Here is an 18328-nt window from a genome sequence, read left to right on the forward strand (position 1 = left end):
AGGATTTGTATTCACAGACTGCCCAACCAGTCACTCGTCCGTGTTTACTGAGCATCCGCCTGGGTGAAGAGGCCGCATGGAATCAAAATAGTCGAAGGGACCTGTCCACCGGCGATGTAGGTGGCGACGGCCTCGATCGTTTTGCTTCCGATCTCGTGCGGTTTCTGGATCACATCAGCGTGAATCTTCCCTGCCTTGATCGCTTCGCGGGCTTCCGGAACAGCATCAAAGCCAATGATCTTCACTTGGCCCTGTTTGCCTGCTTTTTCGACAGCGGCAAGGGCACCAAGGGCGGAGTCATCGTTGATACCGAAGATAGCCTTCAGATCAGGATTGGACTGAAGAACATCTTCGGTAGTCCGGAAGGCTTGATCTTTGACGCCATGGCCGGAAAGCTTGGCTACTATTTGAATGCCGGGGTGCAGAGCGATCTCATCTTCGAATCCCTTAACACGCTGAATCACCGATTCGACCTCGGGATGGTCAATGATCGCTACTTTTCCCTGGCCACCGAGCGCTTCGACGAGAGCCTGGGCGGCCAGTTTGCCACCGGCGAGATTGTCAGAGGCGACATGGGAGACAATCTGCACGCCCTCGGCCAAACAGGCGATGTCGGCTGTGAATACAGGAATGCCAGCATCGTTGGCAGCTTTGATCGCGGTGCCGATCGAGCGAGAATCGGTTGGCGAGACGATGATAGCGTTGACTTTCTTAACGATGAAGTCCTGGAGCTGATCTTTCTGCTTGGCGACATCAAATTCGCCGGCAGTGATCAGTAGCTCATAATTGTGTGCTTTGGCGGCTTCGAGCAAGCCTGCCTCGAGATCCTGATAGAACGGATGAGTTCGTGTCAGGAGGGAAACGCCGATTGTCAGTTTGGCTGGCGCGGCAGTCTGATCAGAACCGGATTTGTCGCCGTCGGATTTGGAACAGCCAAAGGAACTAATGAGGATGAGCAGACTCGTCAGGAAGATACCTGCGAGAGTGAACGGAGAGAATCGAGTACGCATAGTGTCTCCACGTGCAGCACTTGAGGGTCCGAAAAGGTGCGACGGTACTGTCCTTCCTGACAATCAAGCCGTCCACCAGCAAGTAGCATAACACAGAACCGGTAGCTTGGCAATCCCCAATGAGATGCGCAGAAGAACTACTTGCTGAAATCCGGGGGAAAATCTACCTTTCGCGAGATGAAAGAGGTGAATCAGGAAACAAATTCACAGCCAGCAGGTGGTAACGGAAGGGAGTCTCTCTTCTGGTGGGCGGCATTGGTTATCGGGTTGGTGGCGATGGTTATCCACAATTACCGGATCATGCCCTGGATGCTGGATGACGCGTTTATTTCTTTCCGGTACAGCGAGAATTTCGCATCCGGGAATGGGTTGGTTTTCAACCTGGGCGAGCGGGTCGAGGGATATACGACCTTTCTCTGGGTCTTTTTGCTGGGAATCGGCAACTGGCTTGGGATGGAGACCGTTTCCCTGGCTCGGATATTGGGGTGGTTGGCGGCACTGGCGACGATCGGATTAGTTGCGGTCAGCTATCGGATAATTAGCGGGGTTTCTCGGTCTGTCTCGGGTCTGGCGGTGCTTCTGCTGTGTTCCTGCGGCGTGTTTACTCCCTGGCCGAGTTCAGGAATGGAAGCTTCACTCTTCGGGCTGCTGATCCTGTTAACGATACAGGTTTATGCAACAGACAAGTACCTGCGTCCATCCGTTCGTTTTGCGACAGCAGGCATACTGGCGGCGCTGGTGGTGATGACACGGCCGGAGGGAATCCTTCTGGTCGGTTTGATAGGGTTACACGCCATGTATCGCATACTTAGGAAACAAGAACGGGAAGCGAGCTATCTGCTGGCGACGTTTCTGGTTGTCTATGGTGCGTTTTTTGTGTGGCGCTACTCCTATTATGGTTTCCTGCTTCCAAACACCTTTTATGCGAAGGTAGGCTCAAGCGCGGCGCAATTGGTGCGTGGGAGTGATTATCTTGGGGAGATGGCAATCGTCGTATGGCCCCTGTTTCTGCTGGCGGCAATAGCTGTCTGGAAGGGATTACTGAAGCGAAGTGTTTTCTTCCTACTGGGCGGCGCGTATCTGGTGCTGCATATAGTCTATATCTGGCTGGTGGGAGGAGATTGCATGCCGGCATTTCGGTTTCTTGCGCCGGTAGTTCCGCTTTTGGTGTTGGCGACTGCGAACGGAATTGATTCGCTGCGAATACGTAAGGTGTTAGTCAGTGCGATAATCGTGCTGGTAGTTGGGTTCAATCTTTACCAGATGATGTTTGCATTTCCCATCACTGGCCATATCCAAGCGGACAAAGTCGCGATCCGAGGAAAGGAAGTTGGGCTCTGGTTGAAAGAGAATCTTCTGCCGGGGAGTCTGGTTGCCACCAATACTGCAGGGACTATTCCCTACTATTCAGGGTTGCCCGTAGTCGATATGCTTGGCCTGAATGATGTGACGATAGCTCACCGGAAGGTGGCTGACATGGGAAGCGGTTTGGCCGGACATGAAAAAGGGGACGGTAGATATGTGCTTGGAAGGAATCCAGCGGTCATTCAGTTCCATTCGAGTCTAGGCCGACTGGAGCCGAGCTTTCTGAGTGATCGGGAGTTGGTGGAGTTACCGGAGTTTCATCGGCTTTATCAGCCAGTTTCGATCTATATACCATCGCTGGCTGAACGGGCGGTTTTGTATGTGCGAAACGATATCCGTCTGCCTGGCGAATAGTCAGTGAATCAGGCGAGTCGGGCGATCAGTACAGTGATATCATCCGAGGGGGACTGTTTTCCGACAAAGGCGGTGATATCGCCGAGAATACGTTCGGCCCAGTCTTTGGCGGTCGGACTGAGAGTGGATGCGTAGACCTGCAGTAATCGATCATCCCCATACATCTGGTCATTTTCATTGAGCGCCTCGGTCACACCATCGCTGTAAAGGCAGATAGCCCTAATTCCGGCAAGCGGGACTTGATGTACGGTATATTGGCAATCCGGAAGAACGCCGATGAGGAGATCGGCCTCGGAATTGCTCGTGACTTCTCCCTTTTCTGTTAAGAAGAGCGGGACCAGGTGGCCGGCATTAACGAAATCAAATGTCTTCTTCTGAGTATTAACGATGCCAAAAAGGGCAGTCAAAAACTGACCGGGGCGGGCAAACTGGCAGATCAAGCGGTTCAGGCGAACGGCCATCTCGGCGATGTTGGTCTCCCCTTCCATGGAGAGTTGTGATCGAAGAACGGCCTGAGCGTTAGCCATAAGGAGCGATGCGGGTGTCCCTTTACCGGAAACATCACCAACAGAGAGAAAAAAGTGATGATCATCGAGTTTCACGATATCAAAGAAATCTCCTCCCACCTCTTTGGCCGGGATATTGATGCCGTGAATATCAATTGAATCGGCACTGATGCTTGCCTTAGGGAGAAAGCCCTGTTGGATGGAGTGGGCCAGTTTCAGTTCCTCTTCGACGACCCGCAGTTGTTGTTCTTTCTCGAAGAGGCGGGCGTTTTCAACGACCTGGGCGGTCTGGACGCCGACGATCGCGAGGAAGCGTTTATCGTTATCGGTAAAGCCATCCTGGGATTTTTTGTTGAAGAGCGCCAGGACGCCGATCAGACCTGTTCGCGCCATGAGCGGAGCGGCCAGGATGGACTTCAACCCCATGGCGTCGAAATCGATGCCGCGGAAGCGATCATCGGTCATGGGAGAATTGCACACCAGGACGGTCTTGTTCTTGATCATCCAGCCGGTAAGGCTGAGGTTGAGGCGAAGAGGGATCCCGCCGGTATCGGGGGTAAACTCACGTACAAAGGTCTTGAAGTCGGCGGCGCCAGTCATATCCGATTGCTGGAGAAGGAAGACTCCCCCCTGCACGGCGCCTACGCGCTTGAGGCAGTGGTCGAGGATCGACTGGGTGATGGCGTCGACCTTCATGGTGACATTGACGGCGTTGGCGATCTGGTTAAGCGAGGTAAGTTCCTCGACCGCCTGTTTTAGTCGCTGTAACTCAAGGTCACTGATATTCGGCATCTGGTTCCTTCTGGGCTGACGGGCTCTGCCGGAGTGTCCGGCTGGCAGTATATACGCGTTGGTGGGCCGACTGGCTACAAGAATCAGCGCGAAAACGGTCGGTAGCGGGCTTGTTTCGGCCGGCTAACCCAGTAAAATACTTGACTTTATTGGTCCACAAACTATCTTATGAGTAAGCAAGTACCTATGCTTCGACCGACTCCAGACTGGGCGACTCGCGGATACCCGGCGGCATCGATCGTTTTACCGCAAAACTACTATCAAACATTAACGCCTCGCTCCACACGTGGAGAGATTGTGACATGATGGACCAGATGAAAGTCGTACGAACTATCCTCCTGCTGCTACTCCTGCTGACTGTTTCATCGATAGCCCAGACACGGCAAGAGACTCTCGACGCAGATACCTCGGCAATGCGGATCCCAGCCGGACAGAACCTTCAGGCGATGTTTGATTCGCTCGGATATGACATCAACGTGCTGGAGGATGAGACCGGCCAGGAGCTGTTCTGTGCCAGCGGTAATATGGCGGTCAGAGTTTTGGGGAAGCGGACTGCATACTCGACCAAAGCATCTTTTGGTTATTATGCTGAAGGTGACATAAACTCATTTATCCCATTCGGTGGCTATCAGTCAGCTATCAACGACAGTTTTGAGGTCGCGATCGGGCTGGAGGGGCTGTTCGGGTTTTACCTTCGACCGGCGGTGACCTCGAACAACGATTTCTGGTTCTCTGAGACGGCACTGAACCCTGATGGTGTGGACCATGTCTGGGTATTTGAGACGGGGATCACGGGCGAGTATATCGTCGCGTTCGAGGATGTCTCGGGTGGGGGCGATTTGGATTATGACGAGTTGGTTCTCAAGATAGGATTTTCTGACGCAGACGGCGACGCTCTGTTGGCGGGTTGCGACAATTGCCCGGGAATCGCCAACCCGGATCAGATTGACATGGACAGTGACGGGGTTGGGGACGCCTGTGACAATTGTCCAGAGTACTTTAATCCCGAGCAAGGGGATGCGGATGGCGACGGGATAGGCGACTACTGCGAACTTCCCTTTGAGCCGGGCGATCAATTTCAAGCGGATATGCTGTATGTCCAGTCGGCCGATCTCGATTTTGACAATCGGATCGACATTGTGTATACGGGGAGCCAGTCAGAGAGCCTGTATGTGGCATTCGGGCAATCCGGAGGAGGATTCGAGGATCCGATCGGGTTGTTGAGAGTGACCGGCGCGCCAGTCGCGATCACTCATCTCAATGGCGATACGCTGTTAGATATCGCTGTGAATGGTGCGGGGGTTTTCTATCGGTTATTCAATCAATCTAACCGTCAGTTTGATTTGGATTCTATCTCATTGGGTGGGCCGGTGAATCGTCCGTTGGACGTCGCGGCATTTGGTTCGACCATGGCATTCGGCTACTTTGATACGGACACCTATATGGATATCGTGCTGAGCCCAAGCTTCCTGTTACATGGGGCGGCTGAGGGGTCACCCATGCAGTCCGGCGCCCTCCCCTTCAGTTTTCTGGCTGTGGACGGAGCCGATCTCAACGGGGATCTGTTTGATGATCTGGCGACCGTGACGTCCTCGGCGCTTGAATTGCGCCGAAACATGGGTAACGGCAGTTTTGAGTTGTCACAGTCGATAGCGCTCATTGGAGGTTATACCGGAGCATTTGTACAATCGAATGTCGATTTTAATGGAGATGGATTGACGGATATTGCGCTGGTCACCTCGCTGGTTGACAGTGTCAACTCAACCAGCCACCTGGTTATCGCATTGGGGGATGGTAATGGTTCTACGTTGAGCACGCAGACCATGACGGTGGATGGCCTGGCAACCAGTCTAGCGGTGACCGATATTGATCGCGACAACGATCAGGATATATCGGTAGTCAATGCCCGGACAGGTGGGCTGGATGTGTTCATCAATGATGGGACCGGGATGTTGGAGTACGCGGCGACGGTTCCGCTGTCCAGCCAGCAGCAAGCCTTCCAGGCGCTGGCGACGGCAGATTTTGACCGCGACGGCAACCCCGATTTTGTGACTGGCGGAACCAACACGCCAGTCGTGTTGGCCTTGAACGGACTTCCCGATTTCTCACTGCTGGCAGATGAAATGGTAACTTCGTCGCTGGGTGATTATGATGTTCGGGTAATCAACCCGCATGGGTTTGTGATCTCTCGGAATTTCCAGACAGTGGCCGGTGCGGCCGCCTGGCGATTGGATGTCAATCAGGATGGAAAGCTGGATGTGCGTCTGTTTGACTACAATCTGGAGTATGGCGAATACAAGCTGATCATCAAGCCTATCGACGACGGCAGTGCTTCGGGTGGCGGAGGTTCAAATTTCACCCAGGATATTCGGATCGACGGCACTCAACAGATCAAGTTATTCTCGGATTATGGCGGCGCGGTCAGCGGGACGATGCGGACGGACCCCTCGGCGGGTGACAGTATCGTTTTCTATTATACCGTGGAGCCGGTATCCTCCATTTGGCCGCCGAACGGCGTCGCAGTAAACAAAACCCGTCCGCAGGTTGAGTGGGTATTATTGGAGGGATTGGGCAATAATCCGGTCTCTTACCAGTTGCAGTTGGACAAGTACCACGATTTCCGCTCGCCGATATACGATACGACGGGGCTGACAGAGCCGCAATTTGACCTTCCGGCGCCGCTGGGGAAAGACTCGGTCTATTACTGGCGGGTGCGGTCGTTTGACGGAGTCGCATGGTCGGAGTATTCGCGGACGTTTGCCCTGTATATTGTCGGGACCTGCTGTGAGTTCTCGCTCGGGAATGTTGATGGCATCGGTGGAGTGGATATTTCCGACCTGAGTATTCTGATCGCGTACCTGACGTCGCCACAGGGGACGGTGACTTTCCCTTGTCCTGAAGCGGCAGGATTGGCGAGAACGCGCCAGGTTGATCTGGTGGATCTGTCGTTGGTCATATCGTATTTGTTGGGCGGGCCGGGTCAGGCGCCACTTCCGAGCTGTCCGTAAGCGACATCTCCCCCGCTCTCGTAGATTTGCAGAACCCCGGCCATACGACCGGGGTTCTTTGTTGTAGTTGCCTCCGTTAAGGGTAGCGGTATATTTGATAGTTATCCATAAGATCGATCAATTAGCGGGAAATAGCGGATAGAGATGTTAGCAACAGGTAGTAGTTTCGGGCCGTATACGATCCTCTCAGCGCTCGGCGAGGGTGGAATGGGGATGGTCTATGAAGCGATGGATAGTCGGCTGGACCGGGTGGTCGCGCTCAAGCTGATCCGGGCCGATCTGGCTCGCGATACGGAATACCGGACGCGGCTGGCGGATGAAGCTAAGCGGGCCGCCAGAATCAATTCGCCATATGTGGTGAAGGTCTGGGAACATGGGGAGATCGATGATCATCCATACATAGCGCTCGAATTCATAGCCGGACCATCGTTGCGGGAGGCCACCTACGACCTGACGATGGAGCAGAAGTTTCAGATAGCCGAGCAGATAGCGCGCGGACTTCAGGCGGCACATGCCGAGAATCTTATTCACCGTGATCTCAAGCCGGAGAATATCAAACTGACCAAGGAGTTTGAGGCCCGCATTCTCGACTTTGGATTGGCGAAGGTGGTTTCATCCAATGCGGTGGATGCCCAGGGGAATATCGAAGGCACGCTACACTACCTCTCCCCCGAACAGATAAACTCAGATGCGCTGACGGTCGGGTCCGACATTTTTGCTTACGGTACGCTTCTTTATGAGCTGTTTCTAGGGATACGGCCATTTGAGGGGCCCTATCCGGCGGCAATCATATATTCGATCCTTCATGAGGATCCGGTCTCGCCCAGAGCAGTCGAGGGATCGATTCCGGAATGGCTGGAACAGATCATCCTCAAGGCGCTGGCCAAGCGAGTTGAGGACCGTCACCAGGGGATGCAGGCGATACTGGATGCGTTTGCGGCCGTCCGTGGGGCAAGTACGCTTGTATCCGGCGATAGCCCGGTCAAATCGAAAAAAAGCATCACAGTGGTAGATATCAAGAATCTGTCGGGCGATCCGCAGTGGGATTATTTCTGCGAGGGGTTCACCGATGATGTCATTAACGAGGTATCGCGACGGACGGACCTGATCGTAGCGGCGGAGCCATCGACTTCCTTGCAGCGAAACGTGAAAGAGATGTTCGTCAAATTCCGGTCGGACTATATCCTGATCGGATCGATCCTGCGGTGGCAGGAGCAGGTCAAGCTGACGCTTTCCGTCTATGGCGATGGCGGCAATCGAGTAGTGGTCTCGCACAAGTATGAGGGGTTGGCGGCGGGGATATTTGAGTTGCTTTCGAAAGCGGCAAGCGATGTATCTGACTCGCTGGCCAAAGAGACGGGAGCCGAGGCGATCGAGATCGAGGATTATCTCAAGACCGATATCTCGGCATACGACTATTACCTCAAGGGGAAGAGTTACTACGCGACGAGTCGCCCTGAAGATCTGACCTTTGCCGAGTCAATGTATAAGAAGGCGTTGGAGATCGATCCGCAGTTGGCGGTTGCCTGTGCGGGGCTGGCCGATGTCTACTCGTTTCAGTATATGGCCTACTATGATCGGACCCCGGCAAAGATCGAGCAGGCTCGGATTCAGGCGACGCGGGCGATCACCATCTCCCCTGCGCTTCCTGAGGCACACCGCTCGCTCGGTCGGGTCTACATGTTCTCGGGAGAGTTGGACAAGGCCGAGGAATCATTTCAAGCGGCGGTGGCGCACAATCCCAAGTATGGAATTGGGTATCGGACTTTAGCATGGCTGAAGCTTGGACAAGGGAGGCTGGAAGAAGCGACTCAATGGGCGCGCAAATCACTGGAACTTTCGCCTACCGATCTGGAGACCCTGCTCCTTCTCGGCATGCTCAATCTGGATCAACGAAAATATACAGTCGCGATGGCGACATTGCAGCGCGCGATCGAACTGGGACCTGACTATGGACGTGCGTATCACCTGCTTGGGGTGGTCTATCTGAAATTGGGAGTGCTGGAGTTGGCGCTGGAAAACTTCCTGCATGCGGTGCGCTACAAAGGAGACCCCAATTCGGCAATCGATGCCGGATATGTTTATTTGGTGCAGCGTCAGTATGACAAGGCGAGACAGTATTTCGAGGAGTCGATTGCGGCCGGGAATCTGGTCTTTGCGGCAAGGTATTATCTGGGATATCTGCACCTGATCCAGGGTCGGGAGGCAGAAGCGGGGGCGTTGTTTGCACAGTCGATCGCCGATGGTGCTCCGCATGGGGATGAGACGGGAGTCGATCCGCACACGCTTGTCTTTCGAGCGATGGCGCTGGCGGCCTCGGGGGAAAATGACAAGGCGGTCGAGTTGGTCAAGGCGCTGGAACAGGATGTCCGGATCGATGGTGAGGTGATGCAGAATCTTGCCCGCACTCAAGCGTTGCTGGGAGATCAAAGTGCGGCACGCGGTCTGTTGGAGCGGGCGTATGTGGCGGCTGCCGGACCGACGGAAAAGGAGGTGAGGTTCGACCCTCACTTCACCGCAATGATGGCGACCTCTGAGGCATCGTAGCCCAGATCCTGCATTTCATGCTCAGATATCACTTGAATATCCCCCAGTTATGGATGTATTCTTAGGTGTGACCTACCGGGAATTCTACAAACTCAAACTGTCGGAAACAGAACCCATGAAGCAGTTAGTGACCTTATGCCTGCTGGTGATCGCGCTGGCGATGCCAACTTTGGCGGCCGATCTCAGTTACTCCAATTTGACGCCGGAGCAGACGATCTCGGAGTTTCGTTGTGAGGCGGTCTACACCAATGCTGACCAGAAGCGAATCGGGGCTCGTTTCCGCCATATCCCGAGCGGATTCGTGCTGGACCTGGTGTCGATCCAGTCATTGCCGCAGGTATTCATCTGGGTGAATTCGCTTCCCCCGTCAGACCAGGGTGAGCCGCATACCTGTGAGCATCTGCTGTTGGGAAAAGGGACCGTAGGGCGGTATGTCGCGTCGCTTGAAGATATGTCTCTGACCTCCAGTTCGGCGTTCACGATGCAGTTGCAGACGTGTTATCATTCGCACACCGATGCGGGTGCGGATGTCTTCTTTAGGGTCCTCAAAGAGCAGTTGAATGCGATGGTGAATCCGAATTTCTCGGATGAAGAGATCCGCCGCGAGGTCTGCAATATGGGGATCAAAGTTGACCAGTCCGATTCTTCGCTGCACCTGGAGGAAAAAGGGACGGTCTATAATGAGATGATCTCGTCGTTTGAGTCCCCCTGGGGGCCAATGTACTTTGAGATCGACCGACTGGTATATGGGCTCAATCACCCGATGTCCTACTCCTCAGGAGGGTTTCCCGACGCGATCCGGACAATGACGCCGGAGGACCTTCGGACTTTCCACAAGAATTCCTATCGGATCAACAATATGGGGGCAATTCTTTCGATCCCGCCGGACATTCCCATTGCCGATTGCCTGGGACGGCTGTCGACTATCCTTTCCGAGGTGGATCCAGAAGCAAAGGTTGGTCCAGACCCGATCACGTTGAATGATCGTCTCCCGGTGCCAAATCCGGCATCGAGCGGGACCATTCGATTGGCGCCGTATCCATCGCAGAAGGCGGACGAGCCGGGACATCTGGTCTTTGCCTGGCCGGCTGTGCAGAAGCTGTCGCCGGGCGAGCAGTATCTGATGGAGCTCTTGATGGCAACGTTCTCGAGCGATCAGAGTTCGGTGTTGTACAAATCGATGATCGACTCGAAGAGTCGCAAACTGGACTGCGGGGTGACCTCGATCGGCGGATGGGTCTCGTCGGACCTTGGCCAGCCGGTTTATCTCGCGCTGGAGAATGTCAATCGCGATATGCTCAATGAGGCCGGGATCGATTCACTTAGGACGTTCATTCTGGGGGAACTGAAAAGTATCGCCGAACTAAAAGCTGATTCACCGGAGTATGGGAAGGTACTTGAGGCAGTACGCGGTCGGATGGATGAACGGAAACGGAATCTTCGAGTGTTTCTCAATACTCCTCCCCGCTTTGGATTCCGCGGCACCGGTTCGGAGTGGCTGGCCCGCGCGTTTCGGTCGTCGCAGCAATCCGGGTTTGAACGGTCACTGGTGTTTGACAATGAATTCGAATTTGTGGAATCCGCCCTGGCCCTACCGGGGAATGTCTGGGCTCAGTTCATGCGCAAGTGGGGATTGCTTGACGCGAAGCCCTTCGCGGTCGCGGCGGTGGCTGACCCATCAATGCTGACCGCTTCAGAGCGAGCACGCGAAGCTCGGGTCGAGGCCTTTATAGATGGGCTGAAAGATAAGTACGCGGTGAGTTCCGTGGGTGAGGCGATCGAGAGGTTCAAGGTTGAATACGACCAGCAGACAGCATTGATCGACCAGGAAGCGAAGTCGATTCCGATGCCTCCCTTCACCGACGAACCACCTATGACACTCGATGACCACTTGAAATTCGCATCCGAGACGCTTCCGGGGGGCGGAGCGCTGGTCAATTCTACTTTTGAGAACATGACAGGCGCTACTGTCGGGTTGGCGTTTCGACTGGATGCCCTCCCCGAGTCGCTCCTGATGTATATCCCGGCGCTGCCGACGGTGATGTCGGATATTGGGATCGTGCGTGACGGCAAAGCGATCAGTTCCGCGGATGTGCAGCAGATGCGACGGAAAGAGATCCAGGGGTTGAGTGTCAATTACAGTGTGAATTTCCGTACTGAGCGAGCCGAACTGGTGGCTCGTGCGGCTGGGTCGGACTCAATGGAGACGGCACGATCGATAGGATGGCTGGCGTCGGCGTTATTCGAAGCGGATCTGCGCGCTGAGAATCTCCCCCGTTTGCGGGATGCGATCGACCAGGCGTATGCGCGGACGCGGAATCGGATGCGCGGTTCGGTTGAGGGATGGATCGATTCGCCGGTCAATGCGTACTGGCGGCAGGATAATCCGACATTGCTGTACGCAGACTGCTTCCTTACCCAGGCACATGCACTGATGAAACTGAAGTGGATGCTTCGGGATGGAGCGACCAACGCGGACAGTAAAGAGTTCGCCGATTTTCTGGGTGAACTTGCGGTACGGGCGACAGGTTTGTCGCGAGCTGAGTTGACGGCCCTGCTTACCGCGTTGACTGAGGCAGTCTCGGGAAGCGGCCCAGCGACGGGCGGTGATGATCTGGCAATGCGGGCTGGGATGCTTGGCGCTGACGCAAAGGCGTCTCTCAAGGAAGCGTTCAGTGATCTTCGGTTTACGGTGTCCGAGATCCCGGATGCTTCGCTGGGCGGCGATTTCGGGTATCTCTGTCGTGAGATCGCTCAGGGTTATCTGCAACCGGCCGGTGAGGCGCTGGCGGAGATCAAGGTCGCGCTGGCGCATCTGCTACGGCAGGATAATGTGCGCAGCTTTGTGGTAGGAAGCACGAACGCGCAGGCAATGGTAAAACCCGGGCTCGCGCAAATCGTGCAGAAGTTTGGCACAGCACCGAGTCATCGGGTATCGAGCGCCAACAAACCGTTGGTCTTTGATCGACTGAAAGAGCGGAATCCAGAGATCAATCGTCCGGAGTATGCGGGACTGGTTTTTGAAGATACCCGGGCGGGAGTGTTCTACAATACTGCGGCGTGTGCCAGCTTTGTCGATTCAACCGATGAAACGCTGTACAATTTTCTGGCGGCGCGGTTGTATGGCGGAGGCGGGGCACATTCGATGTTCATGAAGACCTGGGGGGCGGGTCTCGCCTACTCGAATGGACTTCGAAGCAATGAGATGACGGGTCGTATGGTTTACTATGCGGAACGTTGTCCTGAGTTGTCGCAGACGATGCAGTTTGTGGTTAATGAACTGAAGAATGCGCCGAATGACCCATCGCTGGCCGAGTATGCGCTGGCGCAGGCATTCTCCATGTCGCGATCCGGTGCGAGCTATGAGTCGCGCGGCGAGGCGATTGCGGCCGACCTGGCGGATGGGCTTGCACCTGAAGTGGTCGCTCGATTCCGCAAGCGGATGCTTGCTCTGCGACAGAGCGATATGTTCGCACAACAGGTGCAGGCGCGGATGGAGACTGTGTACGGATTGCTCCTTCCGGGGTATGGACCATCGGCGAAAGAGTCAATTGAGAAGGCCGACGCGCGCTATTTCATTGTCGGGCCGGAAACGCAATTCGAATCATATGAGAAGTATTTGAAATCGACGGAGGGTCCTGCGACCACATTGCAGCGCCTGTATCCGCGCGATTTTTGGATCACGAAGTAGATTTCTTGAGACAATAAAGAAAAGGGCTGTCAGGTGACAGCCCTTTTTGTTTGTTACCAGAAGCGGGCAAGCCGCTTGATCCCTTCGCGAAGTTGTTCGGGGAACGCGGCGAAGCTGATCCTGAGATATGGTTTGCCCATATCGCCAAAAAGCCCGCCTGGGACGGTTACAACACCGCCTTCATCGCGCAGTTTGAAGCAGAAGGCCAAGGGGTCGCCAGTCCCCTGCACGGGGAGTTGAGTCCAGTAGTAGAAAGCACCATCGGGTGGCGGAGCATCAACTCCCATGAATTCTTTCAGCGCTGCATGGAGAGCTTCCCACCGGCCCTGGACCTCGCGACGAGCTGCAGCATGGATCTCCGCCGAATTCTCAATGAGGGCGATCGCAGCCCGTTGTGCCGGGACCGAAACTCCGGTCACCATGAAAGAGTGCATGATGCGCATGGCGGCCATGACGGCCGGATCGCCGACTGCCCAACCGACGCGCAACCCGGGAGAGCCCCAGGCTTTCGAGACTGAGCTGACGACAATCCCGTAATCGGTAACCTCGCGAAGCGAGGGTGGTCGTTCACCAAAATAGAGATCACGGTAGACCTCATCGGAGATCAGCAGCAGGTCTCGTTGGCGGCAGGCATCGGCAATTGCTTTCAGATCGGCGACGGTGGTTCCGGCTCCGGTCGGGTTTGACGGAAAGTTGATGACGACTGCTTTGAGACCCGGGATGTCGAGATGCGGGAGGACGGCCTCGGCGGTGAGGCGAAATCGGTTCTTAGGAGAAAGCGAGTAGCGGACAACCTCTCCCCCGGCCATCCTGGTAATACCGGGATAAGCAACGAAGCCAGGATCGGGAACGAGGACCTTGTCACCGGGGCCGATGTAGGCCTGAAGCATGGCGAACAGAGCTCCCTGCGACCCACCAGTCATCATGATCTGATCGATAGAGACATTGTAGTACTTGGCGACAGTCTCCCGGAGTTCAGGTATTCCCATATTGTGGCCATAGCCACAGACACCCTGGAATTTGGTCAGCGCGATTCGGGCAGCCTCTGGCATGGTCCAGGTAGGCTCGCCAAGTCCGAGCGGTACGGCATCGGGCGGGGCACCCTCGGAAAGCATACGAACCGGTGACGGACGCATCCCCTGAAGTCTGGCGGCAGTCTGCATATATCTAATCCTATTCTCGAAGTTCACGGCGTTTGCATTCAGGCGGACAGTCTACTCGCCATCGACGAGTGGGTCAAGGAAAAACAAAAACCGGCTGTCGGGTAAACTCGACAACCGGTCAAAAAGTCATTCAAATATGGTTCGGGCTATTCTTTGCGCATTGGCTCGATCGGACTCAGCTTTGTACCGTTCTGGATAGATTTTGGAGTCGGGTTGGCACTGCCCGTACCTTCGATTCCGAGCACGGAAATGTAATCGATCATCTCAAGGGTGTCACTTCCACCGGGGCCTGTGACGATCAGTCGGACGGTGTAGAGTCCCGGATTCAGGTACTGATGGATTGGTTCTTTTTCGATTGAGCTGTTGCCATCGCCGAAATCCCAAACAAAGCTGTCAATGGTCCCTGTTGACTGATTGCCAAAAGTAACCTCGAGCGGTACGGTGCCTGACGTGGTGTTAGCAGAGAAAGCGGCGACCGGCGGTGGTTCATTGACCACGATGTAATCTGTGCGGCGCAGTGAATCAAGGCCGACCACTCCGACGACAACCAGCGTGACGCTATAGGTGCCAGGAGTGACGTATTGGTGTGTCGGCGACGAAAGAATTGAAGTCGCGCCGTCACCAAAGTTCCAGAAATGGGTCAGGATCACACCTGTCGAGAGATCGTTGAATTGGACATCCAAAGGTGCAATGCCGGACAACGGCGTGGCATCAAAATTGGCGATCGGGCCGGGTTCTTCGGCGGAGATCAGATCAACGCGTGTGAGGGTATCGGATCCTCCCGGACCGGAGACGATCAAACGGACCGTATAACTCCCAACGTTTTGGTAAATATGAACCGGGTTGGTTTCCTCAGAGAGGTTACCATCGCCAAAATCCCACTCATGTTTGTCGATCTGTCCAGTAGCCAGTGACGTGAAGGTGACCTCCAGCGGTGCCGTACCGGTGACCGGATCAGCGGAGAAATCTGCAGTCGGTGGCGGTATGGCAACCGAGATGTAATTGATGCGCTGCATGCTATCAGAACCACCCGGCCCAGTGACAGTCAGGCTGACGGTATAAAGTCCTGGTGTGTCATACGAATGCGACGGGCTCTGTTCGGTAGAGACGGCGCCATCACCAAAGTCCCAATCGAAGGATTCGATTGTCCCCTGCGACAGATCGCTGAATTGTACGACGAGCGGCGCAACTCCGCTGGTGGGGTTACCTTCGAAGGCGGCGACCGGCGGTGGCGGATTAACAACGATATAGGCGGGTCGTGTGAGGGTATCCTCTCCGCCCGGGCCAACGACGATCAGCCGAATATCGTATGTGCCCGGATCGACAAATTCATGCGTTGGGTTTTCCAGATTCGAAGTGGTACCGTCGCCGAAGCTCCAATGATAGAGATCGATCTCACCGATAGAGTTGTTGGCAAACTGGACTGACAATGGAGCAGTGCCAAGGGTCAGATCGGCGTCAAAGTCGGCGATTGGTCTGGGCGTCCTGACAGTAACGTAACTCACTCGGGTCAGGGTATCGGCGCCGCCGGGTCCCCTGATGATCAGGCGAACATCGTAGATACCGGCAACTGTGTACTGGTGTGAGGGTGAAAGTTCAAGCGAAGTAGCGCCATCGCCAAAGTTCCACTCATAGGAGTCGAATGTCCCCTGCGACAGGTTGGTGAAGGCGACGGTCAAGGGAGCATCGCCGTCAGTTGGACTTCCAGTGAAGTCGGCAGTTGGGACTGGCGGAAGTGCCTCGATGTATCCCGGCTTGATGATCGTATCTGTCCCCCCCGGTCCAGTGACGATCAAGCGGACATCGTAAAGACCCGGATTAGTGAATGTAATCGATGGAATCCTGAGGGCCGAGGTAATCGTGGTGCCGAAGCGCCAATTCCAAGAATCAATTATACCAGTCGATTGGTCGGTGAAGCGAACGGTCAGCGGGATATTCCCGCGGGTAACATCGGAGGTGAACTCGGCAGTCGGGGTGATCGCATTGGCCGTAATATAGTCCGAACGGAGCAGAGTATCTGCGCCGCCGGGACCAGAGACGATCAAGCGGACATCATAGAGACCGTGGGCGGTATATGAATGCGAAGGGCTAGCTGCGGTGGAGGTCCCGCCATCGCCAAATTCCCAAGCATATGAAGTTATCTGGCCGGTAGAACTATTAGTGAAGTTTACGGCAAAGGGGACTGTCCCCTGTGTCGGTGCACCAGTAAAGCCGGCAACAGGAGGTGGGTATACGGCATTGATGTAGTTTTCGCGCGTTAATGTGTCGGCACCACCGGGACCATTGGCGATGAGTCGAACGGTGAAGCGGCCGGCAGTTGTGTAGCTGTGTGTCGGATTAGCCGAAGTTGAGGTGCCGCCATCGCCAAACGACCATTCATATGAACTGATCTGGCCGGATGAGTTGTTGGTGAAGATAACATCGAACGGTATCTGACCATTAGTTGGCAGACCAGTGAATGCGGCAATTGGTGCAGGCCAGGTTGCCGTGATCAGATTCGCGCGGAGCAAAGTGTCAACTCCACCGGGGCCGGTTGTGATCAGCCGGACGGAGAATGTGCCGCTGGTTGTGTATTGATGAGTTGGGCTGGTTTCGGTCGAAGTGCCGCCATCACCAAAGCTCCAGAGATAGCCAGTGATATCACCAGTGGAAAGGTTGCTGAAGTTGACGGTCAGCGGGACCAGGCCGAATGTCGGATTAGCACTGAAATCTGCGACTGGCGGAGCGGACTGCACAACAATGTAGTTGGTGCGCTGTGTAGTATCTGCGCCGCCCGGTCCAGTGACGATCAGCCTGACAGAGTACTGCCCCGCGGCGGTATACTGGTGGCTCGGGTTGGCCGATGTTGATGTTGCGTTGTCGCCGAAATTCCAGTCATACGAACTGATCGTGCCGGCCGAATTATTGGTGAACTGGACGGTCATCGGCGCGATACCATTGGTCGGCGCACCGGTGAATGCGGCGATCGGCGGGCCAGCAGAGACGGCGATATAATCGTCGATCGTATTGGTGTCCGTGCCACCCGGTCCAATGGCAATCAGCGTCACTGAGTAGAGTCCTGGATTCTCGTAAGAGTGGCTGGGATTGCGAACATCAGAGCTATCACCATCGCCGAAGTACCATTTGTAAGCGGTAATGGATCCGGTGGATTGATTGGTGAAGCTGACCACGAGCGGTGGTTGGCCGGTGGTAGGGGTAGCGTCGAAAAGCGCGGTCGGCGGCGGCACAAGTGCAGTGATATAATCGGTGCGTGTGAGTGTGTCGGCTCCGCCGGGTCCATCGACAATCAGTCGAACTGTATAGACGCCCGGAACCGGATAGTCGTGAGACGGAGAAGATTCGGGAGATGTGGCGCCATCGCCAAACGACCATTCATAGTTGCTGATCGTGCCAGTGGATTGATTGGAGAACTGCACGGTGAGAGGAGCATTGCCGGTTAACGGATCGCCAACAAACCCGGCAATCGGTGCGGCGACATGTGCGGAGTCATCAACCCTGATCAATCCCGAACGGGATGTACTGTCGCGGACCTCTCCGCGTGAGACCACGAGGGTGACATCGTAGACGCCTTCGCTATTGTACTGATGGGATGGATGCTGCTGAAACGAGGTCTGGCCATCGCCAAACCGCCAGAACCAGAAATCCGGGTTTCCGGAAGAAGAGTCAGTGAAGAGGATTGTCAGCGGAGGAGCGCCGGAGGTATCGCTGACACCAAAGTGCGCCCCGACCGGGATTGGCGGCGTGCTGTTTTCCGGTTCTACCGACTTTTTGGCGCAGGTAACCAACAGGATGGCTGCAACCAAACATACAAAAGCGGTAGCAAACTTCACTTTATCTGTTGAAACGAACATGGTCTAAGGTACTCCCTGGCAAGTCGCAGGGCGGGTCGCAG

Annotated in this window: 8 protein-coding genes; 4 read left to right on the forward strand and 4 right to left on the reverse strand. The window is 55.2% G+C overall.

Features of this window, described 5'->3' with window-relative positions; genetic code table 11:
* Positions 1-44 precede the first annotated feature (44 nt).
* On the reverse strand, positions 45-1010 hold the full coding sequence (locus tag IPH75_04980; GenBank protein ID MBK7141416.1) for a substrate-binding domain-containing protein: 966 nt from the start codon (positions 1008-1010) through the stop codon (positions 45-47).
* A gap of 177 nt (positions 1011-1187) precedes the next feature.
* Here IPH75_04980 and IPH75_04985 point away from each other — a divergent pair, with 177 nt between their 5' ends.
* On the forward strand, positions 1188-2729 hold the full coding sequence (locus IPH75_04985; protein MBK7141417.1) for a hypothetical protein: 1542 nt from the start codon (positions 1188-1190) through the stop codon (positions 2727-2729).
* Between the two features lie 8 nt (positions 2730-2737).
* Here IPH75_04985 and IPH75_04990 read toward each other — a convergent pair whose 3' ends face one another.
* Positions 2738-4027, reverse strand: coding sequence for a SpoIIE family protein phosphatase (locus IPH75_04990; GenBank protein MBK7141418.1), 1290 nt, complete (start codon positions 4025-4027; stop codon positions 2738-2740).
* 302 nt (positions 4028-4329) lie between these two features.
* On the opposite strand from IPH75_04990, the gene IPH75_04995 reads away from it, so the two are divergent.
* From IPH75_04995 to IPH75_05005, 3 genes are all read left to right on the forward strand, one after another.
* Entirely contained in the window at positions 4330-7035 is a 2706-nt protein-coding gene (locus IPH75_04995) for a VCBS repeat-containing protein (protein MBK7141419.1), read from the forward strand.
* A gap of 144 nt (positions 7036-7179) precedes the next feature.
* Positions 7180-9582: a protein kinase gene (locus IPH75_05000; GenBank protein ID MBK7141420.1), complete on the forward strand. Its 2403-nt coding sequence runs from the start codon at positions 7180-7182 to the stop codon at positions 9580-9582.
* Between the two features lie 115 nt (positions 9583-9697).
* Positions 9698-13273, forward strand: coding sequence for a hypothetical protein (locus IPH75_05005; GenBank protein ID MBK7141421.1), 3576 nt, complete (start codon positions 9698-9700; stop codon positions 13271-13273).
* Positions 13274-13326: 53 nt separating this feature from the next.
* On the opposite strand, the gene IPH75_05010 is transcribed toward IPH75_05005, so the two are convergent.
* Both IPH75_05010 and IPH75_05015 read right to left on the reverse strand, forming a co-directional pair.
* On the reverse strand, positions 13327-14436 hold the full coding sequence (locus IPH75_05010) for a pyridoxal phosphate-dependent aminotransferase (GenBank protein ID MBK7141422.1): 1110 nt from the start codon (positions 14434-14436) through the stop codon (positions 13327-13329).
* Positions 14437-14582: 146 nt separating this feature from the next.
* Positions 14583-18287 carry a PKD domain-containing protein gene (locus tag IPH75_05015; protein ID MBK7141423.1) on the reverse strand — a complete coding sequence of 1235 codons (3705 nt, stop codon included), beginning with the start codon at positions 18285-18287 and terminating at the stop codon, positions 14583-14585.
* Positions 18288-18328: the final 41 nt, after the last annotated feature.

The sequence above is a fragment of the bacterium genome, from assembly GCA_016708025.1.
In the GTDB taxonomy this organism is placed as follows: domain Bacteria; phylum Zixibacteria; class MSB-5A5; order GN15; family FEB-12; genus FEB-12.